We start from the raw sequence: 23,542 nt of genomic DNA on the forward strand, positions 1-23,542 counted from the left end.
CTTTCGTGCAATAATCTTTCTGTCTGAACAAGGAGAAGCAGATGAAAGTTCTTTTTTTCGTTATCGGTATGCTTTTGAGCATCTCAACAGTGTTTGCTGAGGAGTTTGGGTGGGTAGAAACAGCCGATGATTTCTGGGTGAATGAAATCGGGTGCAGCGTTTCGCTCAATCCAATCAGTTATCGCTGGGAATTTGGCTATGAGCAAACCTTGATTACCCGAGAAATTAACTCCGGAAGATTCCAGTATGGGGATGAAGAATCTTTTCAAGAGTTTCTTAGCCAATGCGGAACATTTGATGTCCTGCAGCAGCTCCAGGAGGATTGGAAGAAGGAAAATCAAAAGCCACCTGATTCACCGCACCAACAAAAAAGGCCGGAACGTTACGTTCCGGCCTTCTTCTTTTTCAATTTGCTTAAATCAATCCAGCGGCTTTGAGTGTTTTGTACACACCATTTTTGTTGATAGTTTTGATTGCTTTGGTTGAGATAACCGCGGTTACCTTTTTGCCAAGTTCGGGTACGAAGAAAGTTTTCTTTTGCAGGTTAACAAATCGACGTTTCTTTCCGCCATGGTTAAATTGCGTCGCACGCGTACGGTTACTGTAGCGTCCGCCTACTTGAGATTTCTTTCCTGTCACCACACATTCCTTTGCCATATTGGTCGCCATGCTACCATAGGGGTACTTAATAGGCAATGATATGGGAGCAGATATACTTTTTCTTATAGCGATTTTAATTGTGTCGGTGGTTATTCATGAGGTGTCTCATGGGTTTGTTGCTAATTGGCTTGGGGATCCAACTGCGCGATTAGAAGGGCGACTTACGCTTAACCCGGTGAGTCACATCGATCCTATGGGTTCAATAGTCCTTCCCGCGATTCTGGCACTTTCTAGTTCGCCATTTCTTTTTGGATGGGCAAAGCCAGTACCGTATAATCCCTACAACTTACAGCGCGGAGGTAGGTGGGCTGAGGCGTTAGTTGCAGGCGCGGGTCCAGCAGCGAACGTACTCATTGCATTACTGTTTTCAGTACTCATTAGACTAGACGTATTACCTGCTGCTGCAGCGAGTCTTGCTGTGTCAATAGTGTTTCTCAATATACTTCTTGCACTATTTAATTTGCTCCCTATCCCACCACTTGATGGATCTAAGGTGTTTCCTCAGTTATTGCCGCCTAGTCTCGCCTTTCAATACCACCGTCTACGCATGGTTCTTGAGCAGAACCTCTTTCTTGGGTTTGGTGTGGTGATTGTGTTTATTTTGCTGTTCGGTTCGTGGTTGGCATCGCTAATCACTGTCATTACTCGATTTTTAATTGGCGCTTAGTATGTTTGAAAAAATAAAAGGGATGTTCAATGAACCTTCGGTGCAAGAAGAAGAGCCCCTTATTGTTGTTGACGAAAATACTGGAGAAATTCCTGTGGCGAGCTCACCGACGGGGGATAGTTTGAATGCTGTGCGAGAACGTATTGCAGCGTCACAAACTGCAGAGCTGCCCCAAACAATGAATCGAACAACACCAGAAGATGACCCAGTTGCTGCAGCTATGGCGAGTATTACAAATGACAATAGAGAGGCTGAGGTAAGCGGACCGATTGTTCCAGAAATTCCACCAAGTGAAACAACATTACCGAAGAATTTTGAGATGCATACTCCACCAGCTTCACCTCGACAACCAATACGCGTCCAGTCAGTTGAAGCAGAGCCTTTGGCAAGTGACAAGCCAAAAGAAGCTGGAGACCATGAGCACCTTGCAGCAATGGCTGGTATGCGTGAGGGGGCTGCACAAAATGTAGGTGTAGGAGCATCTCGGCTCAGTATTGATTTGGGTTCATTAGACGCACCATTGTCAATACCTACCAAAGAGACGATTGGCGCAAATGGTGCAGAACCAATAAAGGAAGAACTAACCATTAAAAAAGCAATAAAAGAAGAGGAATCAGTTAATCAACGAGGCACTTCTGAGATTGAAGCAACATTAGCTGCTATTAGAGGGGGAGGTGTCCATGAAAAAACTCCTGCGAACGAGAACATTCCTGACCTGCCAGTTGCAGAAGTTTCTACTGAAACGATAGAAACACCAATAGCAAAGAAAAATACACAAGTAACTTCAATATCTGTGGAAGAAGTTGCCCCTGTTGAGAGTAACGATGCAAAAAAACCAGTAGCAGAGGAAGCTGAAGAAGAGGTTGTGCTGAACCATCTTGAAACAAAACAAGAAGAAACTGCAAAGGCAGAGAGTTCACCAGCTGGCGGAGAAGAAGATAACCTCACTGTAATTGAAATACCAACAGCTGAGGAGACAACAACGATAGAATCGGGATTGCTACCACCTACAGAGCAAGAGGTAGATCGCATATTAGGGGAGGCACAAGAGGAAATTGATGATAAAAGAAAAGAGGAAATCAAAGAAGCGTTAGCACTCTATATAGCAAGCGATATTAAGCTAAGAGAGCTTTTAGATGGCGTGGTAACAGAGGATAAAAGACCATTGATTGAAATAGTAAAAGGAGCTGGCCATGCATCGGCACAAAAACAAGGACTTGCGAAGGCACTTAATCAAATGCGAAAAGCTGCTTAAACACTAAAGAGCTGTTGCATTTAAGAGGTCAGCGTAGTATATTTTGCGCACTGCCTATTCGGGCGGCTTTCAATATATGTCAACAATTAACCAATTGGTTCGAAAGAAACGAAAAAGTGTTGCTCGAAAGAGCAAGACTGTGGCTCTTCGACGTGGGTTTAACAGTTTGAAAAATAAGCCATCTCGATACGCGTCTCCATTCAAGCGAGGAGTGTGTACTAAGGTAACAACAAAAACTCCACGTAAGCCAAACTCAGCTATTCGTAAAATTGCTCGTGTACGTCTTACAAACGGAATGGAAGTTACTGCATACATCCCTGGTGAAGGACACAACCTACAAGAACACTCCGTAGTAATGATTCGTGGTGGTCGTGTGAAGGATATTGGTGTACGGTACACCGTTGTTCGTGGGCGACTTGATGCCGAAGGTGTTGGAAAGCGACGAAGCGGACGATCAAAGTACGGTAATAAGAAACCGAGAGACAACGAATAATATATGCGACGACCACTAAAGAAAAAGCACGTTATTGTAGAGGACTCTGTATATGGGTCAGTTAAAGTAACCAAGCTCATTAACTACATTATGGAGCGAGGGAAGAAGGATACTGCACGAAAGATTGTGTACTCAGCCTTTGAAGAACTAAAAGGAAAGGACGGGAAAGAAGATCCGATAGCACTTTTTGAGACTGCTATTAAAAACGTTGCACCACTTATGGAAGTGCGCTCACGCAGGGTTGGTGGTGCAAACTACCAGGTTCCACGCGAAGTTCGTCCAGAGCGACGTCTTGCACTTGCACTTCGATGGATTGTGGAAGCAGCTCGCGCAGGAAAAGGAAACGATATGTACCAACGTCTTGCTGATGAAATCCGCAAAGCTGCTACTGAAGAAGGAGAAGCAGTGAAGAAGCGTGAAAACACACACAAGATGGCAGATGCTAACAAGGCTTTTGCTCACTTTGCTTGGTAGCATCTCTCTATTCTCGGCACATTGCTTTGTCGAAAGCCCAAAAGTTTTATTTACCGTATGCTCGATACGGCTCACAAAACTTTTGGGCTTTCTTCGTGCACTGCACTCAAGAATAGCAAGATGCACTGTATCATTTTATTTTTCACGCGCGCCTTGTATTGCATTTCATTTGAGAAACTTTTTACTTACATCTACTAGAGGAGATCAAAATTAGAGTCCACCAAAAACAAAAACATCCAATTAATCGGATGTTTCTAAGGACTTGTCTATTTTTTTGTGATACATTGTTCGCAGTTGTATAGAATTCCAATGAAAGGAAGGGAAATATGTTCGGAAGAAAGCAGCAAAAGGTTTCCGAAGTACCCAATGTTTGGGGAGGGTATATTTCTATGTTTCGTCCTGAAATCATGGAAGTTGCTTCGCAAATGAGCAGAAAGCTTTACCCACGAATCAAACAAGGGTTTAGTATTCAAACTCGATACATCTCCTGGAATGGCAAAGTGGAGCTTTACATCGGAGATGAAGTACTTGCGCGTGTCGTTGTGGAGGGAGAATGCAGCACTCCATCTACAATGATCGTAGAGACCAATCTGTCTTCAGAATACGAGGCCTTATTTCGTGAAGCAATGAGATTTCGGGGACCGAAACTTGTATTCTGTCTGAAGAAAAGATTGGATGAGCTGTCCTGAAAAGAGGCGACACTTCGGTGTCGCCTCTTCACTTTTAGTTCATTTTAAGGTACTCTTGTGCCACGCCGTTTTTGGGCGTTTTTATTTTATTGTAGATTTCTACAACGTATACAACTATTAATTATTTAACTTATAAAGTATGGCTCGTAAACTTCCACTAGATAAACTCCGAAACTTCGGAATCGTTGCTCACGTTGACGCTGGTAAAACAACAACCAGTGAGCGTGTTCTCTTTTACACAGGAATGAGCCACAAGATTGGTGAAGTGCACGATGGAGAGACGGTCACTGACTGGATGGAGCAAGAACGAGAACGTGGTATCACTATTACTGCAGCCGCTATTTCATGTGACTGGCAGCCTACCTACGACAGAGAAGACGAAAGCAAGAAGCACGCATTTAACATCATCGACACTCCAGGTCACATCGACTTCACCGCAGAAGTAAAGCGTTCTATGCGCGTGCTCGACGGAGCAGTTGTTGTGTTCGATGCTGTTGCCGGAGTTGAACCACAGTCAGAAACAAACTGGCGATATGCTGAGGAAGCAAACGTGCCACGTATTTGTTTTATTAACAAACTAGACCGAACAGGCGCTTCATTCGAACGTTCATACCAGAGTGTTCTCGACAGACTTTCAAATAAGGCAATTCGTGCACAGCTCCCTATTGGAGAAGAAGAAAACCACGAAGGGGTTGTCGACCTCCTTTCAATGAAATCATTCCGTTTCGAAGGGAACATGGGCATGGACATCATAGAAGGAGACGTGCCAGAAAATATGGTTGCAGATGCTGAAAAGTATCGAGGCGAATTAATCGAAAAAATTGTTGAGCAAGACGAGGAAGCGATGAACGCATACCTTGAAGGTAACGAACCATCGTACGAAGAACTGAAAGCATTGCTCCGTAAGGCAGTTATCGCAAACGAAGTATTTCTTGTGTACTGTGGGTCAGCTTTGAAGAATAAAGGAGTACAATTGGTACTTGATGCCGTTGTCGACTACCTCCCGTCACCACTTGATCTTCCTCCAGTAACTGGAACAGACCCAAAAACAGGAGAAGAGGTAAGCCGAGCACCAAGTGATGAAGAACCGCTTGCTGCGCTGGCTTTCAAGCTACAAACAGACCCGTTCGTCGGGCAACTTACATTCTTCCGAGTGTATTCAGGAGTATTTAAATCTGGTTCATACGTATATAACGCATCAACTGGAAGCAAGGAGCGTGTGGGACGTATTGTGCGTCTTCAGGCTGACAAGCGAGAAGAAGTTGAAGAAGTATACACGGGAGAAATTGCAGCCGCTGTTGGTCTAAAGGACACAAAAACAAGCCATACACTCTGTGATGAGGCGAATCCTATTGTTCTTGAAGAAATGACATTCCCAGAACCTGTGGTTGCCGCAAGAATTGAACCAAAGACGAAACAAGACCAAGAGAAGATGGGTATTGCCCTTAACAAACTCTCAGATGAAGACCCGACTTTTAAAGTGTCGACTGACACAGAAACAATGGAAACAATTATTGCTGGAATGGGTGAGCTTCACCTAGAAATTCTTGTAGACCGTATGAAGCGAGAATTCAACGTTGAAGCAGATCTTGGTAAGCCACAGGTTGCTTACCGAGAAACAATCCAGGGAACAAACGAAGCAGAAGTGAAATACATCAAGCAAACTGGTGGTCGCGGACAGTACGGACACGTTAAGTTGCGCATCAAGCCACTTGAGGCGGTTGATCCTGAAGCAAAAGTACCTAAGAACATTGACCGAGAAGACCACTTCGAATTTGTTAACAACATTAAGGGGGGTGTTATTCCAAGCGAGTACATACCTGCTATTAAGAAGGGTATTAAAGAGGCTATGGAACGAGGAATCGTTGCAGGATATGCAATGGTAGATATCTCGATAGATCTATTCGATGGCTCGTTCCATGATGTTGACTCATCAGAAATTGCCTTCAAAATTGCTGCATCACAAGCATTTCAAGAAGTTGCCAAAGGAGCACAGCCAGTATTGCTCGAACCTATTATGAAGGTCGAAGTCACCACACCAGAGCAGTTTATGGGAGATGTAAACGGAAATCTGAACTCTATGCGGGGACAGGTAGAGGGTATGGATGATCGTGGTAATGCAAAAGTTATTACAGCAAAAGTGCCACTTTCTGAGATGTTTGGGTACACAACCACACTGCGGTCTATGACCGAAGGACGAGCGAATGCAACTATGGAGTTCTCACACTACGCTGTGGTTCCACACAACGTAGCAGAAGAAATCAAAACTGCTCGTTCGTAGAACAAATAGTATATAATCAAATTAAAAGGCCCAGAAAGAAAGTTTCTTTCTGGGCCTTTTGCAACGTGCTTAGCAGCCTTAGAGCGGGCTGCCTGGCGGTGTTGTTGTGCCACCGCTGACCGTATTGTTGATGGTTGTCGTTGGTCCGGTAACTGTTGGGTTTGCCGTCGCGGCCCCGCCAGCACCACCGGTTGCAGTGTTTGTGTTGGTGTTTGAGCCGCCAGTGCCAGTCGCCGTAGCGTTACCGCCTTCGGCCGAAGCATTGGAGTTGACGACAGTGTTATCGCTCTGACTCGATATTGCGTTACCGATGATCTTCGCTGCAACAACTGGCGTTACAATCGTACCGACGCCTTCAATGACCTGACCAACAACAGATTTACCACCGAATGATGCCGTATAGACCGGCTTACACGGGCCTGATGTTCTGGTCCTGCAGACCCAGACGGTTGCCGTTGTCACCGTGGGCGATGCACCGCTGCCAGGTGACGTACTGTACCTGTCGATTTGTTGCTGCCCATCCGGTGCTGGTGGGTGCCAGACCTCATGGGTGCCTGCAGAACATGCTGCAAGAAATCCCGTAAGAACAGCAATCAAAAGAGCATTTCTCATATCTTATCCCTTTTTCTGTACAGATCGGAATTAATCTGTAGAACTCTAATTTTTACGAACTATGACCACAATGCTATATAAGCGGAGATATGTCAATAATTTGCAATTAAACTGCCCATATCGAATATCGCACATATATGTGATACTTATACGAAGTAGTGTGAGGTGGTGTTTTATAGAGCGGCTTTTCTGCTTGACTCGACACATGGTTTTGCTACCATGTGCCCACGCGTGTTGCGCGCTTTTTTATATTGCGTGCAGAGTGTGTAATTAATAATGCGATTGCACAATGTAGGGAAGCTTCTCGCGCCTCTACATTGGGTAATCGTCGGGATATATTCCCACTAATAATAAACGTAATTTTATGGCAGAAGCATTTGACCGTTCAAAGCCTCACCTAAACGTTGGAACAATTGGTCACGTCGACCACGGAAAGACAACGCTTACCGCGGCTATTTTGAACTCACTTCATCTTTCAGGTCAGACTGTAAAGATGAAGAAAATCGATGAAATCGATAACGCTCCAGAAGAAAAGGAGCGAGGTATTACAATCGCTCTATCTCACAACGAGTACGAGACAGCAGATCGTCACTATGCGCACATTGACGCGCCTGGTCACGCCGACTACATTAAAAACATGATCACTGGTGCCGCACAGATGGACGGTGCTATTCTTGTGGTAGCCGCAACTGACGGTTTGATGCCACAGACACGTGAGCACATTCTTCTTGCAAAGCAGGTAGGTGTTCCACGAATCATTGTCTTCTTGAACAAGACAGACATGCCTGATGTTGACGAAGAAATGATTGAACTCGTTGAAGAGGAAATCCGCGAAGACCTTACAAAGTACGGTTTTGATGGTGAGAACACACCATTCATCCGTGGTTCAGCTCTTAAGGGATCTGAAGCGACTGATGTAAACGACGAATGGGTACAAAAGATCCTTGAGCTTACAAAGTCTATGGACGAGTACTTTGAAGTACCAAAGCGAGAGACTGACAAGCCATTCCTTATGCCTATTGAGGACGTATTCTCAATCGAAGGACGCGGTACAGTTGTTACCGGTCGTATCGAACAAGGTAAAGTGAAAATTGGTGAAGAAGTTGAAATCGTTGGTATTAAAGAGACTACAAAGACAACAATCACTGGTATTGAAATGTTTAACAAGCAACTTGAAGAGGGTCTTGCAGGAGACAACGCAGGAATCCTACTTCGTGGTACAAAGAAAGAAGATGTACACCGAGGGCAAGTTCTTGCAGCAAGCGGTTCGATTACACCCCACACAGAGTTTGAAGCGGAAGTATACGTACTTTCAAAGGAAGAAGGTGGACGTCACACTCCATTCTTCTCAGGGTACAAGCCGCAATTCTACATGCGAACCACAGACGTAACTGGAGAGGTAACACTTCCAGACGGAACTGAAATGGTTATGCCAGGAGACACTGCAACCTTTAAAGTGAAGCTTGTAGGACCTATTGCTCTTGACGAACAAATGAAGTTCACTGTTCGTGAAGGTGGACGTACAGTTGGTGCTGGTGTACTAACAAAGATAGTTGCCTAACAACTAACGTAGCTAAAAACTTGCAATAAACACAACTACACAGTATTGTGTGCGAACGTTCTATGACAGTAACAGAGAAAAAAACAAAAAAAGCAGCAGCAAAGGGAGGCGCAGAGCGTCTTCGAATACGGGTTCGTGCATACGAACACAAGCTGCTGGATGTATCAGTGAAACAAATCATCGATACCGCATTTCGTTTTGAGGCTGAAGTTCGAGGTCCTGTGCCACTTCCTACAGAAATTAAGAAGTACACAGTAAACCGTTCAACTTTTGTCCACAAAGACGCGCGAGAACAATTCGAGATGCGCGTACATAAACGATTGATTGAAATCCTACATCCAAATCCTAAAGTTATTGAGGCGCTTACAAACATCAGTTTGCCAGCAGGAGTCTCAATTGACGTTAAGATGGTGTAATAATTCTCTGCGAAAGCTACTATACAAAAAACCGCCCCCAGGGGCGGTTTTTTGTATGCAACATATTAATCCCGTAAATTTCTGTAGTTAAAGCGATTAAACCACCAAAACGCATGCGTTTTGGTGGTTTAACTTGCATCATAAAAATCTTCATGTATACTCTTTGAGTCTTAAAAGACGGCTACGTCCCCTTGAGAGTGTTCTCATGAGGAACCAATGGCACTAAGCGAGCTGCTCAGTGTTATTGAGTAGCATTTTTTATACCCATGAAATTCATTCTTGCAACAAAACAGAAGATGACTCAGATATTCGATGAAACAGGAAAGGTATTTCCTGCAACTGTTGTAAGTGCTGGTCCGGTTACCGTTACTCAAGTAAAGAACGCAGACGTAGATGGTTACGAATCTGTACAGATCGGTTTTGGTGAAGAAAAAGAAAAGAATTTAAAGAAGGCACAAAAAGGACACTTTGGAGATCTTGGATCTTTCAAAACACTTCGTGAGTTCCGCGTACCAAATGGTGAAGTACAAAAAGGAGATGTTATTGACGCTACTGCTTTTGAAATAGGCGACAAGGTTACGGTCAGTGCTATCAGTAAAGGTAAGGGAAACCAAGGTGTGGTAAAGCGCCATAACTTTGCAGGAGGAAACCGAACTCATGGTAACAAGCACTCAGAGCGACGTCCTGGTTCTATTGGTTCTACTGGTCCTCAGCGCGTGTTGAAGGGTCTAAAAATGATGGGGCGCATGGGTAGCGATCGTGTTACCGTGAAGAACTTGAAGGTTCTACAAATCGACAAAGATACCAACACATTGGTAATTTCAGGGGCAATTCCTGGTCGCCCTGGAACATTAATTGAGATTCATCACGCATAGCCTATGAAATCAGATATTTACACACAAGAAGGAAAGAAGAAGGGCAGTGTTGAATTACCAGCATCAGTATTTGAAGCTGCATGGAAGAGTTCACTTGTACACCAAGTGGTAGTAGGAATGCAGGCAAACGCACGTACTCCAATTGCTCACACAAAGATTCGTAGTGAAGTAAAAGGTGGTGGAAAGAAACCTTGGAAACAAAAAGGAACTGGACGAGCACGACATGGTTCAAGCCGAAGTCCTATTTGGAGGGGTGGTGGAGCAACATTTGGTCCACGAAACGATAAGATTTTCGCAAAGAAGATCAACCGAAAGATGCGAACACAGGCACTCTACAGCGTGCTTTCTCGAAAAGTTAAGGAAGGACAAGTGCTTTTTGTAGACTCACTTACTTTTGAGGCGCCAAAGGCATCACAAGCACATACGGTGATTGCTAACCTTGCAGGTGTATCAGGGTTTGAAACTTTAGCATCAAAGAAGCACAATACAGCACTGATTGTTCTTGCAGAAAAGAACGTAAACATACAAAAGAGCTTCAGTAACTTTGGTAACATAAAGGTTGGACTTACAGAAAACCTCAACACAGTAGATGCGTTGAAGTACAAGAGTTTGATTATCGTTTCACCAGAGGAAAGTATTAAAGCACTTGAGGAGCGAGCAGAAATATCTCGTATAAATGAAACAGAATAGCGTATGGCATCATTATTTGGAAAAAAAGAAGAAGAAAAGAATCCGCCAGCTGGCGGAGAGGAAGCTACACCGGTAGTTGAGGCAACCAAAAAAGAAACAAAGGCTGTAACGCACAAGGCTGTTGTTGATGGAAAAGAAGACATTGCACGTGTATTGGCTCAACCACGTATGACAGAGAAAGCTACGCTTGGTATCGATAAGGGCGTATACGTATTCAATGTTGCACCTGATACAAACAAGAAGCAGATTAAGGAAGCCATCAAACTTGTATACAAGGTTGATCCGGTTAAGATTCATGTGACTACAATCCGTCGTAAGAGTGTTCGAAATTCACGCACTGGAATGAAGGGAGTAAAATCAGGAGGCAAAAAAGCCTACGTGTACCTTAAAAAGGGTGACACAATTTCACTAATGTAAGTATGAAAAAGCATAAGCCAATAACACCAGGTCGTCGCGGGATGACACGAGTTTCATACAAAGCTAAAGTTACGGTAAGTAAGCCTCTAAAGGCACTTACTAAAGGAATGAAGCGTGGAGTAGGACGAAACTCAGCAGGACGCATTACTACTCGACACAAAGGTGGTGGACACAAGCGCCGATGGCGAGAGATTGACTTCAGGTACGATAAGATTGGAATTCCAGCTAAAATCGAGACTGTTGAATACGATCCAAACCGAACTGCATACATTGGTCTCGCACTTTACGCAGATGGAGAACGACGTTACGTTGTTATCCCCAAGTCTGTAGAGGTAGGACACGAGTTCCTTATCGCAGAAGATGCACCGGTAAAGCCTGCAGGACGTCTACCATTAGGAAAGATTCCAATTGGAACATTCATCTATAATATTGAAATAAAGCCAAATGGCGGTGCAAAATTGGCACGTTCTGCTGGAAACTATGCAGAAGTTATTGCTCACGACGCAGGATACACTCAAATCAAGATGCCTTCGTCAGAAGTTCGAAAAATATTGAGTACGGCATGGGCATGCATTGGTGAAGTTTCAAACGATGAACACAAGCTTGTAACTATCGGAAAAGCTGGGCGTGCACGACACATGGGACGCCGTCCAACAGTTCGTGGTGCTGCCATGAACGCCGTAGATCACCCACATGGTGGTGGTGAAGGTAAAGCAGGACGTGGACACCGTCGCGCACGAAGTAAGTGGGGTAAGCCTACAGGAAAGGGGCAGAAGACTCGAAAAGCAAAGAAATACTCAAACACACTTATTGTTCGTCGCCGAAAGGTTGGCAAAAAGCGATAATAAAAAAACCGACAGCTCTGCTGTCGGTTTTTTTATTCAGATAAAGTAAAAGGCCTCACGAATACATTCGCGAGGCCTTTTTTAGCGCTTAGGAACTTTTGAGATAGTTACCAATACGCGAACGGATCTTGCCATTCGGGGTATTTCTCATCAAGCCAAGCCAGAGCTTGTTTCCAACACCCACTCTCTTTGTGCTTACCTATATCTTCGTAAGTACCTGGAATTGAACGTATGACCTTTGCGCTTTCGGTATTTTGAATTGCAAAAAGGTCATTGGTCGGCAAGGTCCGATCTATAATTATTGTCGAACAGGGGACACCTTCATCTCCGCCAAGCATGTTATTGTATGGGCGAAAGCGTGTCAGTAATGTCGTGTGATATTCTGGTGAACGATCACCGACATTTACATTAACTTCACCTCGACAACGATGCTGGTCGTCGAAGAGGCCTTTGGTTTCCCACCCTTTTTCCTCATGAGGTATCGTACCTATTGTCCAGCCATGAGGCAGAGAATGGCAATAAACATGACCGCCTGCTTTTTCGAGAACAAAACCCGCAGCCTGCATTTTTTTGAAATGTTCGTCAGGAAAACGATACGGTTCTCTTTCAGCTCGCCGTGGGGCAAGTTCGAAATAGACATAGTTAAGATCAATGTACTCATTAGGCATAGTAACCTCCTGTGGTTATTTCCTAAAATTAGAGTACAGCTTTTGACTATTTTAAGCAATGCTATTTCGAATTTAAGAAGATAAAAAGTAAAAGGCCTCACGAATACATCCGTGAGGCCTTTTGGAGTTTGAAGGTGTTTATTTATTTAGAGACTTAAGCTCTGCGCGATACTCATTCAAACGTTCTTGCAGCTCAATTTCTTGTTGCCCTGCAGCCTCTTCGATAGCTTCTTCAACCCGACCGATTGCGAGTAGAACCGCAAATTTGCAATCGAAAAGATCACGTTCATGGTCGCCTGCTTTTTCGGGTTCAATGGTGGTACCATCTCTAGAAACAGTGTAGCGAGTTTCCATGTACAAGCTCCTTTCTGTACAAGGCACATTCAAGGTACCAAAACTCATAGTATGCTGCATATATATTTCCGCAAGGGGCGCAGGAGCACAATAAGATTGACTTATCGGCCAATTTCGCATAGTATATGCGGCACGCCACTGAGGCGGCTTTTTATTGCAAAGCGAGAGGAGCTCACAAGCCTCTCTGTACAGGCAATATATCCAACAATATGACACGATCAATAAAAAAAGGACCTTACGTCGACGCTAAGTTGATGAAAAAAATTACCGGAAAAACTCCAGAAGATAGTGGGGTAATTAACACGTGGGCACGTGGAAGTGATATCGCACCAGAAATGGTAGGGTTTACATTTGGTGTACACAACGGACGAAAGCACATTGATGTGCTCGTTACTGACGATATGGTAGGACACAAACTTGGTGAATTTTCACCAACTAAGACGTTCCACCGACATGGAGGTAAGATGCAGAAGGAGCTTGAGGTAAAGAAGAAAGAAGCTGAAGTAACTGCAGCAAAAGCTGCGAAAGCAGCAGCATAATACGTAGTATGAAAGCATTTTTGAAAAATTACTCACAATCACCACGCAAGGTACGCCTTGTAGCTGATTTGATACGTGGAAAAGATGCGCAACACGCACGTGCTATTTTGTCATTTATGGACAAAAAATCAGCACCTGACCTTAAAAAGCTTCTTGAATCAGCACTTGCAAACGCTGTAGACCAAAAAAAGAATACAGAAGATTTGATAGTAAAAGAAATATTTGTTGATTCAGCAGGAGGAGCACTACGTCGTTGGCGTCCACGTGCTTTCGGCCGCGCTGCACCATTTCGCCGTCGTTCAAGTAAAATAACCCTTCAATTAGGGGAAAAAGAATAATATGACACACACTGTACATCCATATGCCCACCGTTTAGGAATTATTCGCGACTGGAAGTCACGATGGTTTGGAACAAGTGCGAAACAATACCGCGAGAATCTTCGTGTAGACACATTGGTACGTACATATCTTACAAAGCGACTACGTGGGCTCTATGTAACTGCTCTTGAAATTGAGCGAGGCGAAAAAGAGCTTCGTCTAAACATCAAAACGTCACGTCCTGGTATGGTTATCGGACGCTCAGGAGAGGGTACACAGAAGCTTCTTGTTGATATTACCAAGCAACTACGAAAACTTCGCCTCGGTGATGATATGCCAAAGGTAAAGATTGACGTTGAAGAAGTACGTTCGCCAGAATCTCACGCTGCTATCGTTGCGTACATGGTTGCTGAAGGGCTCGAAAAACGAATGCCGCATCGTCGTATCTTAAAGCAAACAGTTGAAAAGGTTATGGCTAACCGAGACGTTAAAGGAGTACGTATTGCACTTGCCGGACGACTTGGAGGAGCTGAAATGGCACGTCGTGAAGAAATTAAGCGCGGACGAATTCCACTGCAGACATTCCGAGCAGACATCGATTACGCAAAAGAAAAGGCCTATCTTCCATACGGTATCGTTGGAATTAAGGTGTGGGTATACCGCGGAGATATTTTCGAAGACACTAAATAGATTGAGCGCGTATGTTATTTCCTAAAAAAGCAAAATACCGAAAGTGGCAAACTGGCCGCAAAAATGCCAAGAAACTTGCACGTCCTGAAACACGTGGAGTAGAGGTAGCTTTTGGTGCATACGGCCTTAAGGCAATGGGGCAAGCACGTATTACCTCAAACCAAATCGAGGCATCACGAAAGGTCATTACACGTACTATTGGAAAGCTTGGAAAGATGTGGATTCGCATCTTCCCAGATCGACCGTTTACTCAAAAAGCGGCTGAAGTAGGTATGGGTAAGGGAAAGGGTGACCCACAAGGGTACGTGACTGATGTTCGAGCTGGACGAATTTTGTTTGAAGTTGATGGTGTCTCAGAAGAAGTGGCACGCGTTGCTCTGCGTAAGGCGAGCATGAAGATGCCAATCAAAACTAAGATTGTGGCCCGATAATTTGTATGAAAGATTTAAAGAAAAAAAGTGATAAAGATTTAGAGAAGCTTATACGTGAAAAGCGTGAGGAGTTACGTGAGTTCCGCTTTAAGAGTGCTGGCTCACGTACACGGAATGTCCGGGAAGGGCGCAATACACGAAAAGAAATTGCACAAATTTTGACTGAACTTACACTTCGGACTAAAGTAGCAAAATAATTATGGAAGATACAAACACACAAAAAGCAGGAAAGACATTGCGCGGCACCGTAGTAGGTGTTGAGATGAAAGATACTGCGAAAGTAGCCGTTGCTCGATACGTAAAGCATCCTAAGTACAAGAAGTTCATCAAGCAGGTGAAGAAGTTCTTGGTGCATGATCCAGAAAATACTGCTTCAGTGGGGGACAAGGTAGTTATTCGTGAATCACGACCAATATCAAAGCGTAAAAACTTTGTGCTCGAGAGCAACGAAAGCACAACTAAGTAACATATATGATTCAACCGCAAACAATAGTAAAAATCACCGATAACTCAGGAGGTAAAATTGCCCGCGTTTTCAAAGTACTCGGTGGATCAAAACGACGGTACGCACGTATTGGAGATGAGGTGGTTATTGCTGTACAAAGTGCAGAACCACGAAAGCAGGTAAAGAAGAAAGATGTACTGCGCGCTGTTGTAGTACGACAAGTACAGCCGTTTCGTCGTCGCGATGGTTCATACATTCGCTTTGACGAAAACGCTGTAGTGATTGTTGAAAAAGGAAAGAAAGAACCAAAGGCAAACCGTGTATTTGGTCCTATTCCTCGAGAGATTTCAGAACGTGGTTATCAGAAAATCGTGTCGCTTGCACCTGAAGTAGTATAGATTTTGAATATGAAGATTAAAAAAGGAGACAAAGTAATAGTTATCGCAGGGAAAGACAAAGGAAAGTCTGGGGCGGTACTTCGCGCACTTCCACGAGAAGACAAGGTGATTGTTGAGGGTGTAAACGTTGCTAAGCGTCACCAAAAAGCACGTCGCGGAGGAGAAAGTGGACAAATTATCGACAAAACACTTCCCGTACACATTTCAAACGTTGCGCTCGCCGACCCTAAGGGTGGAAAGCCAACTCGAATTGGCATTGAACGCAAAGACGGAAAGCGTGTACGAGTTGCTAAGAAGAGTGGAACAGTAATAAAGTAATATGGAAACACTAGCTGAAAAACAAACAAATATGTTCAAAGCGCTTAAAGAGCGTTTTGGATACAAGAGCATTATGCAAACACCAAAGCTCGATAAAATCGTTATCTCTGCAAAGGTTGGTTCAATGAACGACAAAAACAAGATTGCACTTGTCGTTGATCGTCTTGCAAAAATTACCGGACAGCAGCCAAAAGCAAACCCTGCTAAGAAGTCAATTGCTACGTTCAAATTACGAGAAGGAACTATTATTGGGTACTCTGTAACGCTGCGAGGACAACGAATGCGTAATTTCCTCGACAAACTCATTCATGTTGCACTTCCTCGAACACGTGACTTCCGCGGATTAGAGGTAACTGCAATTGATGAGATGGGCAATTACACTATTGGTATTAAAGAACACACTATTTTCCCAGAAACTTCTGATGAAGATCTTCGAGACGTATTTGGACTTGGTGTGACACTTGTCACAACCGCAAAAACAAAAGAAGAAGCAGAAGCATTCTTGCGAGAAATCGGACTTCCTCTAAAGAAAACAGCAGAATAAACTAAAAACCGACTCTTAGGGTCGATTTTTTATATCTACGTAGGTACTTAGCGCTGATTACATACAAGAGTCATAAACCATCAGAATGCAGGCATTCTGATGGTTTATGAGACACTGTCGTGCTTAATCATTAAGGCGTGTATTTCCACTCTCGTTACCTTTATTGACTTTGTATACCACCTCAGGTAATATGCTCGCACCTGAAGAAGGTCACAGTTTCATGCGTGCAAGAAGGATTGCACAAAACACAGCTACAAAGACTCTTTGTAGCCAACATGAGTGACCTTTAATCAAAAGGTCAATTTTAAATAAGGAACAGAGTTTTACGAAGTAAAACGACAATTCCGAATTTATGCCGCGCACTTCGTGACGTTTAGGAACGTTAGTGCAGCCGGCTAAAAAGAACATATCAATATTTATGGCAAAGAAATCAATGATTGCGCGAGCACAAAAGACACCGAAATTCCTTTCGCGTGTTGTTCGCCGTTGTTTCAAGTGTGGACGCCCACGAGGCTACATGCGTGCTTTTGACCTGTGTCGTATCTGCTTCCGAGAAGAGGCACTAGAAGGACACATCCCCGGAATTAAGAAATCATCATGGTAGGCGACCCGATAGGAGACTTCATAGTGCGTTTAAAGAACGCCGGCGCAGTAAAGCACGAAGGTGTGGCACTTCCGCATTCTAAGATGAAAATGGCTGTTGCTGAAGTTCTTAAGAATGCTGGATTCATCAAGTCTGTTGAAAAGCAAGGAAAGAAGATTCGAAAGACTATTCATGTTGAACTTATGTATAAAGAAGATGGAACACCACGTATTACAGAAGTGAAGCGTGTTTCAAAGCCGGGACGTCGTGTATACAAAGGAGCAGATGAAATTTTTCCTGTGCGTTACGGTAAAGGAATGCTCGTGCTCTCAACACCAAAAGGTATTTTGACAGATTCACAGGCACGAAAGGAGCGAGTTGGAGGAGAGGCGTTATTTGAAATTTGGTAATATGAGTCGAATTGGTAAACAAGCTATTGTTATTCCTGCGGGAGTCGAAGTATCTATCACAGATAATGTTATTTCAGTGAAGGGTAAAGGAGGAGAACTGCAAAAAAATCTTCACGATGACGTTTCTATTGTGGTAGATGGAGAGGCAGTTGTGGTGACTCCCAAGAACGAGACACGAGCTGCTCAAGCTCTCTGGGGAACATTCTCTTCTCATATGCGAAACATGATTGACGGTGTGAACACACCTTTTGAAAAAAAGCTCCTCGTAGAAGGAGTTGGTTTCAAGGTAGATTTGAGCGGTTCAAAACTTGTACTGAACGTTGGATTCTCGCATCCAATAGAAATGATAGTTCCTGATGGGTTAGACGTGTCTGTTGAAAAGAACGAAATAACTATCAAAGGAGCAAACAAAGAAACTGTTGGTCAGTTCGCTGCTAACGTGCGAGCAAACAAAAAGCCAGAACCGTACAAAGGGAAAGGTATTCGTTACCATGATGAAGTGGTTCGTCGAAAGGAAGGTAAGCGCGCAACCGCATAGAGCATAATTACGTATGGATACTCAAATTAAAACATTACGACGAACACGACGAAAGAATCGCATCCGAGCGAAGGTTGTAGGAACTGCAACTCGTCCACGTCTTGCAATGTACCGTTCAAACCGACAGGTAACTGCACAACTCATTGATGACGAAGCCAACGTAACAATCGCTTCAGTGAGCACAGCAAACCAAAAAGGCGCTACTCCAAAGGAAAAGTGTGTTGCAGCAGCTGGTGCGTTAGCTGAGGCAGCAAAAGCAAAGAAAATTACTTCAGTAGTTTTTGACCGAGGAGGGTATCTTTACACTGGTAACATTAAAGCCTTTGCTGACGCGGCACGTGAGGCAGGCCTTACATTTTAAATAGTATGACTGACGATATTAAAAAAACAGAAGAAGGTGAAGCAGTAGTTGCAAAGACTGATGCAGCACCAGCTACAGATCCAAAAGCTGCAGCGCCAACAGCACGTACTGGAGGAGCACCTCGAGGAGGTCGCGGACCACAGCGTAGCGGTGGACGCCGCCCACAACGTGGAGAGAGAGGAGACAGAACTCCAGAATTCGCACAGAAGATTATTGGTATTCGTCGAGTAACTCGTGTTATGGGTGGAGGTCGCCGATTTAGTTTCTCTGTAGCTATGGTTATAGGAGATAAAAAGGGACGTGTTGGTGTTGGAACTGGTAAAGCAGGAGACACAGCATTGGCAATTGAAAAAGCTATACGAGATGCCAAGAAGAACATGATTACTATTGCACGTACTGAAACAAATAGTCTTCCACATAATACAGAAGCAAAATATGGTTCAACAGTAATCGAAATTCGTCCAGCGCAGGGTCGCGGACTCGTTGCAGGAGCTTCTGTTCGAACAGTACTTGAGCTCGGTGGTGTCACAGATGTTACAACAAAGATTCTTTCACGAAGTAAAAACAAGACAAACATTGCACGAGCTGCAGTAGTTGCGCTTCTAAAGCTAGAAAAATAAGCATATGACTGGATTACATTCACTTACAAAAAGTACAAGCCAAAAAACAAAGCAACGAATCGGTCGCGGTGGTAAACGTGGTAAAACAAGTGGTCACGGACACAAGGGGCAAAAGCAACACGGACGTCACGGTATTCGACCAGAGATGCGTGACATGATTAAGAAGCTTCCAAAGTTGCGTGGACACGGTGTAAACCGCTCTCGCACTGTAAACAGTAGTCGTGTTTCTAATACTCCTGTAAACCTTTCACAGCTTGAAGAAGTATTTGCAGCAGGCGATACAGTCACTCCAACTACTCTTGTAGAAAAGAAAGTAGTTTCAAACCGCGCTGGGAAAGCACCGCAAATAAAGATTCTTGGACGAGGAACACTTTCTAAAAAACTTACAATCGAAAACTGTACAGCTTCTGAGACAGCAATAAAGGCAATCGAAGCTGCAGGGGGGAGCATAAAAGCCTAACCGCGTATGATTGGAGTATTTTTCCAAAAACTAAAACTTATAGTCAGAGACGAATCGCTACGGAATCGCGTTTTGTTTATGCTTGGTGCGTTGATTCTCTTTCGTATTCTTGCAACTATCCCGATTCCGGGAGTGGACATTGCACGTCTTGATCAATTTTTTGCAAACAACCAATTCCTAGGCCTATTGAACATTTTCTCAGGAGGTGGGCTTTCTAACCTTTCCATTGTAATGCTTGGTGTAGGTCCATTTATTACTGCATCAATCATAATGCAGCTTATGACTGTGCTTTCGCCAAAAATGAAGGCAATGTACCAAGAAGAAGGAGAAGCAGGGCGTGTTAAGTTTACACAGTTCTCACGATATCTCACTGTTCCTCTTGCTTTCATGCAAGGATTCGCTTTCCTTACCTTGCTCCAGCAAAACGGTATCGTACCTCCGTTGGAGTTCGCTGCGATGATGACGAACGTTATGGTTATCGCAACTGGATCACTTCTTCTTATGTGGCTCGGAGAACTTATCACCGAATTTGGTATCGGCAACGGAGTTTCATTGATTATTTTCGCGGGTATCGTTGCAACTCTACCAAGTACAGTAAGTCAACTTATTTTTACATTCGATATTTCACAAATACCATTGTACTTAGGATTTGCAGTTGCTGCTGTTGCAGTGGTTGCTGGAGTAGTATTTATTACTGAGGCAGAACGGCCAATTCCTATCACCTATGCACGGCAGACTCGTGGTGCAAAACAGTCAGGTGGTATTTCTACTTACTTACCATTACGAGTAAACCAAGCAGGTGTTATCCCAATTATTTTCGCACTTTCGATTCTTCTGTTCCCACAGGTGCTCGCGGCATTCTTTGTGAATAGCGCATTCCCAATTATTGCAACCATTGCAACAGCCATTACAAACGGACTTACAAACCAGATTATTTACGGAAGTCTGTACTTTGCTATGGTCTTCTTCTTCACCTACTTCTACACTGCAATGACATTCGACCCGAATCGAATTGCTGACAACCTTCAAAAAAGTGGCGCATTTATCCCAGGAGTTCGACCAGGAAGTCATACGTCAGAGCACGTAGGGAACATTTTGACGCGAATTACCCTTGTTGGAGCGCTCTTTCTTGGTGGTATTGCCGTACTTCCTATTGTTATGCAAGGAATCACTGGTATCACGACACTAACTATCGGTGGAACCGCACTTCTTATTGCGGTATCTGTAGTTCTTGATATCGTGAAGCGTGTTGAGGCACAGGTTTCTGTCCGCGAATACTAATCTCTTTTATATTTTTCAAAACGCCCGGTTGCTAGCAGCTGGGCGTTTTGAGTTATGTAGACCTGTGGTGTAGAAAAAATAAGCTGGATTCTAGCGTTTGCTTTGATACACTCTTTGCATGTATGGAAAGAAACAGGTGCTTGTTATTGCAGGTCCCACGGCAAGCGGAGAGAGTACATTTACTCGCGAGCTCATAGATTCTTTTGATAATTTTACTAAGTTGATTTCAGCAACTACGCGAAAACCGCGTTTAAATGAACAACATGGTGTTGATTATTATTTCTTTACTAAAGAGGAATTCTTTAAGGAGGTTGAGGCTGGCAATATCATTGAGCACACGCATGTAGCAAACAGAGATGCCTATTACGGTGCGTATAAACCAGACCTCGACGCGAAACTCATTAAACATCTCAATGTCATAGCAAATACTGATCCGAAGGGCGCTAAATTCTTTAAAGATAATTACGGGGCTACAACAATTTTTTTACGACCAAAATCTTTAGAAGTTATTGAGGACAGGTTACGACGGCGTGATCCAGATATTACCGAAGAGGAAGTACAGAAGCGTGTTTTGAGTGCCAAAAAAGAAATAGAGGAAGCAGAGGGGCGTTTCGACCATATTGTATGGAATACAGACGGGGAGTTTGCTGACACCATATTTAATGTGGTTGAGATTTTGAAGCAAGAAGGCTATAGTGTCCCGGAATAACTAATATGCATCTGAAAAATATAGTAATTATTTCTGGGCCATCTGGTGCTGGCGAGGACTCTGTTATTGAAGGTCTGAGTGAGCACGTAACAGTGAATCGAGTAATAACTACTACGACACGAAGTCCAAGAGAGGGAGAGAGTGATGGCGAGGATCATTACTTTATTTCGAAAGAGGATTTTGAGGAACGTATCGAAAGTGGCTCAATGATAGAATGGGCAAAACAATACAATGGGAACTTTTATGGTGTTACAAAAGAAGAGCTGCAACGAGTAAATGATCTAGATGGAGTTGGAGTATGGAAAATTGAATATCAAGGAGTTATTACTGCAAAGAAACTTTTCCCAGACATAATATCCATATTTCTCATGGCGGAGTCACTTGAGGTGTTAGAAGACCGTATAAGGGCCCGTTCTGATGTTTCAGAAGAGTTTATAGCTGAGCGTATGAAATATACGCAAGAGTGGCTCAAACACGCTGATATATACGATTATTCACTTATTAATAAACAAGGACTGTTACACGAGACTATACAGGAGGTCGTGGACATTCTTCGTAAAGAACAGTATCTTTAAGCACGTTATGAATGAAACAAAAGCAAAGACAGTTCTTTTTTTCGGACCTTCAGGTGCAGGAAAAGGGACACAGGTAGAACTATTAAAAGAGCATCTTGCAAAAAAGTCAGACAGAAAAATTGTGTACATTGAAATGGGAGGGCTGTTGCGTGCAATGGTTGCCCGAGGTGACCTAACTGGCAAGTTAACACATGAAATTATTTCAAACGGTAAACTCATGCCCAGTTTTATGCCGATATACTTACTAACTCAGTACCTCGTAGATAACTTTACTGGCGAAGAACATATTGTTGCAGATGGCGTTACGAGACGAGAAGGACAGGCAAAGGCGTTTGATGACGCGATGGCATTTTACGGACGTGAAGATTACGAAGTTGTTTTGATGGAACTTTCTCCTGAGGTGGCACTTGAGCGATTGCTTGCCCGCGGACGTAACGATGATTCTGAAGAAAAGATACAGCGGCGAATTGATTGGTACAATAAAGATGTACTTCCCGCACTTGATGTAATGAAAGAAAGAGGACGTACAATTCACAGAATTGACGGTGCTCCAGAAGTTGAGGAAGTACATAAAGAAATTTTAAAAGCATTACAGCTTGCATGATAATCCGAACGGAAACAGATCGAGATAACTTACGAGAAGGAGGGCGACGCCTTGCTACTATATTACGCAAAGCGTCAGAAAAAGCTGTAGCAGGTGTATCCTTAAAAGATATTGACTCATATATTCTCTCTCTTATAGAAGAATACGGTGACACACCGTCATTTACTGGTTACGGAGAGCCGCCATTTTCTGGCGTATTTTGTTTGTCAGTAAACGATGGGATTGTGCATGGTATTGCGAACGAATACGAACTTATTGAAGGGGATCTGCTAAAAATCGATGGAGGTATTTGGCACGAAGGATTGTGTACTGATTCAGCGATTACTATTGGAATCGGTACTATCGCAAAAGAAGATCAGGAACTTATATGGGCAACGAAAGAAGCACTTAATGCACAAATTAGAGTTGCGGTAGCAGGAAATACCATTGGAGATATCGGTCATGCCGCTGAGGAGATAGCAAAAAAGCACGGATACGGATTTCCAAAAGAGTTAGGTGGTCACGGCGTTGGCCTTCAAGTACATGAGCCTCCGTTTATTGCAAACTACGGAAAGAAGGGTACTGGCGAAGTATTAAAAGCAGGTGATGTGCTTGCACTCGAGCCGATGTTTGCCAGAGGTTCTGGAAAGATACGTCTTGCCAACGACGGATGGTTGTATGAAATGGTAGACGGTTCACAAAGTGCTCACTTTGAACATTCAATTATTGTTGGGGAAATAGAGGCAGAAGTGTTGACAGTCGAAAACGAATAAACGTACAGC

Annotated in this window: 37 protein-coding genes; 33 read left to right on the forward strand and 4 right to left on the reverse strand. The window is 43.6% G+C overall.

Annotated elements, in window-relative coordinates; genetic code table 11:
* Positions 1-41: 41 nt before the first annotated feature.
* Positions 42-437 carry a hypothetical protein gene (locus JXR01_02965; protein QSH39239.1) on the forward strand — a complete coding sequence of 132 codons (396 nt, stop codon included), beginning with the start codon at positions 42-44 and terminating at the stop codon, positions 435-437.
* Here JXR01_02965 and rpmB read toward each other — a convergent pair.
* The gene (rpmB, locus tag JXR01_02970) at positions 415-657 is read right to left on the reverse strand and encodes a 50S ribosomal protein L28 (GenBank protein QSH39240.1); all 243 of its coding nucleotides are present in this window, start codon (positions 655-657) and stop codon (positions 415-417) included. The genes JXR01_02965 and rpmB overlap by 23 nt on opposite strands.
* A gap of 43 nt (positions 658-700) precedes the next feature.
* On the opposite strand from rpmB, the gene JXR01_02975 reads away from it, so the two are divergent.
* From JXR01_02975 to fusA, 6 genes are all read left to right on the forward strand, one after another.
* Positions 701-1,327, forward strand: a complete 627-nt coding sequence (locus JXR01_02975; protein ID QSH39241.1) for a site-2 protease family protein — start codon at positions 701-703, stop codon at positions 1,325-1,327.
* Position 1,328: 1 nt separating this feature from the next.
* Positions 1,329-2,582 (forward strand): hypothetical protein, encoded by a 1,254-nt coding sequence (locus tag JXR01_02980; protein QSH39242.1) that lies wholly within the window; start codon positions 1,329-1,331, stop codon positions 2,580-2,582.
* 76 nt (positions 2,583-2,658) lie between these two features.
* Positions 2,659-3,075 carry a 30S ribosomal protein S12 gene (rpsL, locus tag JXR01_02985; protein ID QSH39243.1) on the forward strand — a complete coding sequence of 139 codons (417 nt, stop codon included), beginning with the start codon at positions 2,659-2,661 and terminating at the stop codon, positions 3,073-3,075.
* Positions 3,076-3,078: 3 nt separating this feature from the next.
* On the forward strand, positions 3,079-3,549 hold the full coding sequence (gene rpsG / locus JXR01_02990; GenBank protein QSH39244.1) for a 30S ribosomal protein S7: 471 nt from the start codon (positions 3,079-3,081) through the stop codon (positions 3,547-3,549).
* A gap of 326 nt (positions 3,550-3,875) precedes the next feature.
* Entirely contained in the window at positions 3,876-4,238 is a 363-nt protein-coding gene (locus JXR01_02995) for a hypothetical protein (GenBank protein ID QSH39245.1), read from the forward strand.
* A gap of 139 nt (positions 4,239-4,377) precedes the next feature.
* Positions 4,378-6,519: an elongation factor G gene (gene fusA / locus JXR01_03000; GenBank protein ID QSH39246.1), complete on the forward strand. Its 2,142-nt coding sequence runs from the start codon at positions 4,378-4,380 to the stop codon at positions 6,517-6,519.
* Positions 6,520-6,597: 78 nt separating this feature from the next.
* Here fusA and JXR01_03005 read toward each other — a convergent pair whose 3' ends face one another.
* Positions 6,598-6,981 carry a hypothetical protein gene (locus JXR01_03005; protein ID QSH39247.1) on the reverse strand — a complete coding sequence of 128 codons (384 nt, stop codon included), beginning with the start codon at positions 6,979-6,981 and terminating at the stop codon, positions 6,598-6,600.
* A 514-nt stretch (positions 6,982-7,495) separates the two neighbouring features.
* Here JXR01_03005 and tuf point away from each other — a divergent pair.
* The 6 genes from tuf (at position 7,496) to rplB (ending at position 11,935) form a co-directional block, all read left to right on the forward strand.
* The gene (gene tuf, locus JXR01_03010; GenBank protein QSH39248.1) at positions 7,496-8,692 is read left to right on the forward strand and encodes an elongation factor Tu; all 1,197 of its coding nucleotides are present in this window, start codon (positions 7,496-7,498) and stop codon (positions 8,690-8,692) included.
* Positions 8,693-8,754: 62 nt separating this feature from the next.
* On the forward strand, positions 8,755-9,108 hold the full coding sequence (gene rpsJ / locus JXR01_03015) for a 30S ribosomal protein S10 (GenBank protein QSH39249.1): 354 nt from the start codon (positions 8,755-8,757) through the stop codon (positions 9,106-9,108).
* Between the two features lie 266 nt (positions 9,109-9,374).
* Positions 9,375-9,983, forward strand: a complete 609-nt coding sequence (gene rplC, locus JXR01_03020) for a 50S ribosomal protein L3 (GenBank protein QSH39250.1) — start codon at positions 9,375-9,377, stop codon at positions 9,981-9,983.
* Positions 9,984-9,986: 3 nt separating this feature from the next.
* Positions 9,987-10,673 (forward strand): 50S ribosomal protein L4, encoded by a 687-nt coding sequence (gene rplD / locus JXR01_03025; protein QSH39251.1) that lies wholly within the window; start codon positions 9,987-9,989, stop codon positions 10,671-10,673.
* A gap of 3 nt (positions 10,674-10,676) precedes the next feature.
* Complete coding sequence (locus JXR01_03030; protein ID QSH39252.1) at positions 10,677-11,090, forward strand: 50S ribosomal protein L23; 414 nt, start codon at positions 10,677-10,679, stop codon at positions 11,088-11,090.
* 2 nt (positions 11,091-11,092) lie between these two features.
* Positions 11,093-11,935 (forward strand): 50S ribosomal protein L2, encoded by an 843-nt coding sequence (gene rplB, locus JXR01_03035; GenBank protein ID QSH39253.1) that lies wholly within the window; start codon positions 11,093-11,095, stop codon positions 11,933-11,935.
* Positions 11,936-12,042: 107 nt separating this feature from the next.
* On the opposite strand, the gene JXR01_03040 is transcribed toward rplB, so the two are convergent.
* Together JXR01_03040 and JXR01_03045 are read right to left on the reverse strand one after the other, a co-directional pair.
* Positions 12,043-12,603: a hypothetical protein gene (locus JXR01_03040; protein ID QSH39254.1), complete on the reverse strand. Its 561-nt coding sequence runs from the start codon at positions 12,601-12,603 to the stop codon at positions 12,043-12,045.
* Positions 12,604-12,741: 138 nt separating this feature from the next.
* The gene (locus JXR01_03045) at positions 12,742-12,957 is read right to left on the reverse strand and encodes a hypothetical protein (protein QSH39255.1); all 216 of its coding nucleotides are present in this window, start codon (positions 12,955-12,957) and stop codon (positions 12,742-12,744) included.
* A 209-nt stretch (positions 12,958-13,166) separates the two neighbouring features.
* Here JXR01_03045 and rpsS point away from each other — a divergent pair, with 209 nt between their 5' ends.
* The 20 genes from rpsS (at position 13,167) to map (ending at position 23,533) form a co-directional block, all read left to right on the forward strand.
* Positions 13,167-13,496: a 30S ribosomal protein S19 gene (gene rpsS, locus JXR01_03050; GenBank protein ID QSH39256.1), complete on the forward strand. Its 330-nt coding sequence runs from the start codon at positions 13,167-13,169 to the stop codon at positions 13,494-13,496.
* An 8-nt stretch (positions 13,497-13,504) separates the two neighbouring features.
* Positions 13,505-13,834, forward strand: a complete 330-nt coding sequence (rplV, locus tag JXR01_03055) for a 50S ribosomal protein L22 (protein QSH39257.1) — start codon at positions 13,505-13,507, stop codon at positions 13,832-13,834.
* A gap of 1 nt (position 13,835) precedes the next feature.
* Positions 13,836-14,504, forward strand: coding sequence for a 30S ribosomal protein S3 (gene rpsC / locus JXR01_03060; GenBank protein ID QSH39258.1), 669 nt, complete (start codon positions 13,836-13,838; stop codon positions 14,502-14,504).
* A gap of 11 nt (positions 14,505-14,515) precedes the next feature.
* Entirely contained in the window at positions 14,516-14,935 is a 420-nt protein-coding gene (gene rplP, locus JXR01_03065; GenBank protein ID QSH39259.1) for a 50S ribosomal protein L16, read from the forward strand.
* A gap of 5 nt (positions 14,936-14,940) precedes the next feature.
* On the forward strand, positions 14,941-15,132 hold the full coding sequence (gene rpmC, locus JXR01_03070; protein ID QSH39260.1) for a 50S ribosomal protein L29: 192 nt from the start codon (positions 14,941-14,943) through the stop codon (positions 15,130-15,132).
* 2 nt (positions 15,133-15,134) lie between these two features.
* Entirely contained in the window at positions 15,135-15,401 is a 267-nt protein-coding gene (gene rpsQ / locus JXR01_03075; GenBank protein ID QSH39261.1) for a 30S ribosomal protein S17, read from the forward strand.
* Positions 15,402-15,406: 5 nt separating this feature from the next.
* The gene (rplN, locus tag JXR01_03080; protein QSH39262.1) at positions 15,407-15,778 is read left to right on the forward strand and encodes a 50S ribosomal protein L14; all 372 of its coding nucleotides are present in this window, start codon (positions 15,407-15,409) and stop codon (positions 15,776-15,778) included.
* Between the two features lie 9 nt (positions 15,779-15,787).
* On the forward strand, positions 15,788-16,096 hold the full coding sequence (gene rplX, locus JXR01_03085) for a 50S ribosomal protein L24 (protein ID QSH39263.1): 309 nt from the start codon (positions 15,788-15,790) through the stop codon (positions 16,094-16,096).
* A 1-nt stretch (position 16,097) separates the two neighbouring features.
* A complete protein-coding gene (rplE, locus tag JXR01_03090; GenBank protein QSH39264.1) occupies positions 16,098-16,640 on the forward strand; it encodes a 50S ribosomal protein L5 in 543 nt (180 codons plus the stop codon).
* Between the two features lie 418 nt (positions 16,641-17,058).
* Positions 17,059-17,244 (forward strand): type Z 30S ribosomal protein S14, encoded by a 186-nt coding sequence (locus JXR01_03095; protein QSH39265.1) that lies wholly within the window; start codon positions 17,059-17,061, stop codon positions 17,242-17,244.
* On the forward strand, positions 17,235-17,633 hold the full coding sequence (gene rpsH / locus JXR01_03100) for a 30S ribosomal protein S8 (GenBank protein QSH39728.1): 399 nt from the start codon (positions 17,235-17,237) through the stop codon (positions 17,631-17,633). The genes JXR01_03095 and rpsH overlap by 10 nt, the downstream gene beginning before the upstream one ends.
* Before the next feature lies 1 nt (position 17,634).
* Complete coding sequence (gene rplF / locus JXR01_03105) at positions 17,635-18,171, forward strand: 50S ribosomal protein L6 (protein ID QSH39266.1); 537 nt, start codon at positions 17,635-17,637, stop codon at positions 18,169-18,171.
* 13 nt (positions 18,172-18,184) lie between these two features.
* Positions 18,185-18,532 carry a 50S ribosomal protein L18 gene (locus JXR01_03110; protein QSH39267.1) on the forward strand — a complete coding sequence of 116 codons (348 nt, stop codon included), beginning with the start codon at positions 18,185-18,187 and terminating at the stop codon, positions 18,530-18,532.
* Between the two features lie 5 nt (positions 18,533-18,537).
* Entirely contained in the window at positions 18,538-19,152 is a 615-nt protein-coding gene (locus tag JXR01_03115; protein ID QSH39268.1) for a 30S ribosomal protein S5, read from the forward strand.
* 4 nt (positions 19,153-19,156) lie between these two features.
* A complete protein-coding gene (locus JXR01_03120; GenBank protein QSH39269.1) occupies positions 19,157-19,612 on the forward strand; it encodes an uL15 family ribosomal protein in 456 nt (151 codons plus the stop codon).
* A gap of 6 nt (positions 19,613-19,618) precedes the next feature.
* Positions 19,619-20,893, forward strand: coding sequence for a preprotein translocase subunit SecY (secY, locus tag JXR01_03125; protein ID QSH39270.1), 1,275 nt, complete (start codon positions 19,619-19,621; stop codon positions 20,891-20,893).
* A 118-nt stretch (positions 20,894-21,011) separates the two neighbouring features.
* Positions 21,012-21,602, forward strand: coding sequence for a guanylate kinase (locus tag JXR01_03130; GenBank protein ID QSH39271.1), 591 nt, complete (start codon positions 21,012-21,014; stop codon positions 21,600-21,602).
* 5 nt (positions 21,603-21,607) lie between these two features.
* Positions 21,608-22,177, forward strand: coding sequence for a guanylate kinase (locus tag JXR01_03135; GenBank protein ID QSH39272.1), 570 nt, complete (start codon positions 21,608-21,610; stop codon positions 22,175-22,177).
* Between the two features lie 7 nt (positions 22,178-22,184).
* Positions 22,185-22,781: a nucleoside monophosphate kinase gene (locus tag JXR01_03140; protein QSH39273.1), complete on the forward strand. Its 597-nt coding sequence runs from the start codon at positions 22,185-22,187 to the stop codon at positions 22,779-22,781.
* A complete protein-coding gene (gene map, locus JXR01_03145; protein ID QSH39274.1) occupies positions 22,778-23,533 on the forward strand; it encodes a type I methionyl aminopeptidase in 756 nt (251 codons plus the stop codon). The genes JXR01_03140 and map overlap by 4 nt, the downstream gene beginning before the upstream one ends.
* Positions 23,534-23,542 lie beyond the last annotated feature (9 nt).

This window comes from Candidatus Kaiserbacteria bacterium (assembly GCA_017134395.1).
Classification (GTDB): Bacteria; Patescibacteriota; Minisyncoccia; order Phycocordibacterales; family UBA2100; genus UBA2100.

What these genes read in the sequence shown, in the direction of transcription:
- JXR01_03095 (QSH39265.1), top strand. Translation starts at nt 17,059, where the DNA reads ATGGCAAAGAAATCAATGATTGCGCGAGCACAAAAGACACCGAAATTC.
- rplX (QSH39263.1), top strand. Translation starts at nt 15,788, where the DNA reads ATGAAGATTAAAAAAGGAGACAAAGTAATAGTTATCGCAGGGAAAGAC.
- JXR01_03110 (QSH39267.1), top strand. Translation starts at nt 18,185, where the DNA reads ATGGATACTCAAATTAAAACATTACGACGAACACGACGAAAGAATCGC.
- rpsS (QSH39256.1), top strand. Translation starts at nt 13,167, where the DNA reads ATGACACGATCAATAAAAAAAGGACCTTACGTCGACGCTAAGTTGATG.
- JXR01_02975 (QSH39241.1), top strand. Translation starts at nt 701, where the DNA reads ATGGGAGCAGATATACTTTTTCTTATAGCGATTTTAATTGTGTCGGTG.
- rplE (QSH39264.1), top strand. Translation starts at nt 16,098, where the DNA reads ATGGAAACACTAGCTGAAAAACAAACAAATATGTTCAAAGCGCTTAAA.
- rplD (QSH39251.1), top strand. Translation starts at nt 9,987, where the DNA reads ATGAAATCAGATATTTACACACAAGAAGGAAAGAAGAAGGGCAGTGTT.
- tuf (QSH39248.1), top strand. Translation starts at nt 7,496, where the DNA reads ATGGCAGAAGCATTTGACCGTTCAAAGCCTCACCTAAACGTTGGAACA.
- JXR01_03140 (QSH39273.1), top strand. Translation starts at nt 22,185, where the DNA reads ATGAATGAAACAAAAGCAAAGACAGTTCTTTTTTTCGGACCTTCAGGT.
- JXR01_03120 (QSH39269.1), top strand. Translation starts at nt 19,157, where the DNA reads ATGACTGGATTACATTCACTTACAAAAAGTACAAGCCAAAAAACAAAG.
- JXR01_03030 (QSH39252.1), top strand. Translation starts at nt 10,677, where the DNA reads ATGGCATCATTATTTGGAAAAAAAGAAGAAGAAAAGAATCCGCCAGCT.
- JXR01_03130 (QSH39271.1), top strand. Translation starts at nt 21,012, where the DNA reads ATGTATGGAAAGAAACAGGTGCTTGTTATTGCAGGTCCCACGGCAAGC.
- rplV (QSH39257.1), top strand. Translation starts at nt 13,505, where the DNA reads ATGAAAGCATTTTTGAAAAATTACTCACAATCACCACGCAAGGTACGC.
- JXR01_02965 (QSH39239.1), top strand. Translation starts at nt 42, where the DNA reads ATGAAAGTTCTTTTTTTCGTTATCGGTATGCTTTTGAGCATCTCAACA.
- JXR01_03040 (QSH39254.1), bottom strand. Translation starts at nt 12,603, where the DNA reads ATGCCTAATGAGTACATTGATCTTAACTATGTCTATTTCGAACTTGCC.
- rpmB (QSH39240.1), bottom strand. Translation starts at nt 657, where the DNA reads ATGGCAAAGGAATGTGTGGTGACAGGAAAGAAATCTCAAGTAGGCGGA.
- rpmC (QSH39260.1), top strand. Translation starts at nt 14,941, where the DNA reads ATGAAAGATTTAAAGAAAAAAAGTGATAAAGATTTAGAGAAGCTTATA.
- rpsQ (QSH39261.1), top strand. Translation starts at nt 15,135, where the DNA reads ATGGAAGATACAAACACACAAAAAGCAGGAAAGACATTGCGCGGCACC.
- rpsC (QSH39258.1), top strand. Translation starts at nt 13,836, where the DNA reads ATGACACACACTGTACATCCATATGCCCACCGTTTAGGAATTATTCGC.
- rplN (QSH39262.1), top strand. Translation starts at nt 15,407, where the DNA reads ATGATTCAACCGCAAACAATAGTAAAAATCACCGATAACTCAGGAGGT.
- fusA (QSH39246.1), top strand. Translation starts at nt 4,378, where the DNA reads ATGGCTCGTAAACTTCCACTAGATAAACTCCGAAACTTCGGAATCGTT.
- JXR01_03045 (QSH39255.1), bottom strand. Translation starts at nt 12,957, where the DNA reads ATGGAAACTCGCTACACTGTTTCTAGAGATGGTACCACCATTGAACCC.
- rpsL (QSH39243.1), top strand. Translation starts at nt 2,659, where the DNA reads ATGTCAACAATTAACCAATTGGTTCGAAAGAAACGAAAAAGTGTTGCT.
- rplB (QSH39253.1), top strand. Translation starts at nt 11,093, where the DNA reads ATGAAAAAGCATAAGCCAATAACACCAGGTCGTCGCGGGATGACACGA.
- map (QSH39274.1), top strand. Translation starts at nt 22,778, where the DNA reads ATGATAATCCGAACGGAAACAGATCGAGATAACTTACGAGAAGGAGGG.
- rpsJ (QSH39249.1), top strand. Translation starts at nt 8,755, where the DNA reads ATGACAGTAACAGAGAAAAAAACAAAAAAAGCAGCAGCAAAGGGAGGC.
- JXR01_02995 (QSH39245.1), top strand. Translation starts at nt 3,876, where the DNA reads ATGTTCGGAAGAAAGCAGCAAAAGGTTTCCGAAGTACCCAATGTTTGG.
- JXR01_02980 (QSH39242.1), top strand. Translation starts at nt 1,329, where the DNA reads ATGTTTGAAAAAATAAAAGGGATGTTCAATGAACCTTCGGTGCAAGAA.
- rplF (QSH39266.1), top strand. Translation starts at nt 17,635, where the DNA reads ATGAGTCGAATTGGTAAACAAGCTATTGTTATTCCTGCGGGAGTCGAA.
- JXR01_03115 (QSH39268.1), top strand. Translation starts at nt 18,538, where the DNA reads ATGACTGACGATATTAAAAAAACAGAAGAAGGTGAAGCAGTAGTTGCA.
- JXR01_03135 (QSH39272.1), top strand. Translation starts at nt 21,608, where the DNA reads ATGCATCTGAAAAATATAGTAATTATTTCTGGGCCATCTGGTGCTGGC.
- rpsG (QSH39244.1), top strand. Translation starts at nt 3,079, where the DNA reads ATGCGACGACCACTAAAGAAAAAGCACGTTATTGTAGAGGACTCTGTA.
- secY (QSH39270.1), top strand. Translation starts at nt 19,619, where the DNA reads ATGATTGGAGTATTTTTCCAAAAACTAAAACTTATAGTCAGAGACGAA.
- rplP (QSH39259.1), top strand. Translation starts at nt 14,516, where the DNA reads ATGTTATTTCCTAAAAAAGCAAAATACCGAAAGTGGCAAACTGGCCGC.
- rplC (QSH39250.1), top strand. Translation starts at nt 9,375, where the DNA reads ATGAAATTCATTCTTGCAACAAAACAGAAGATGACTCAGATATTCGAT.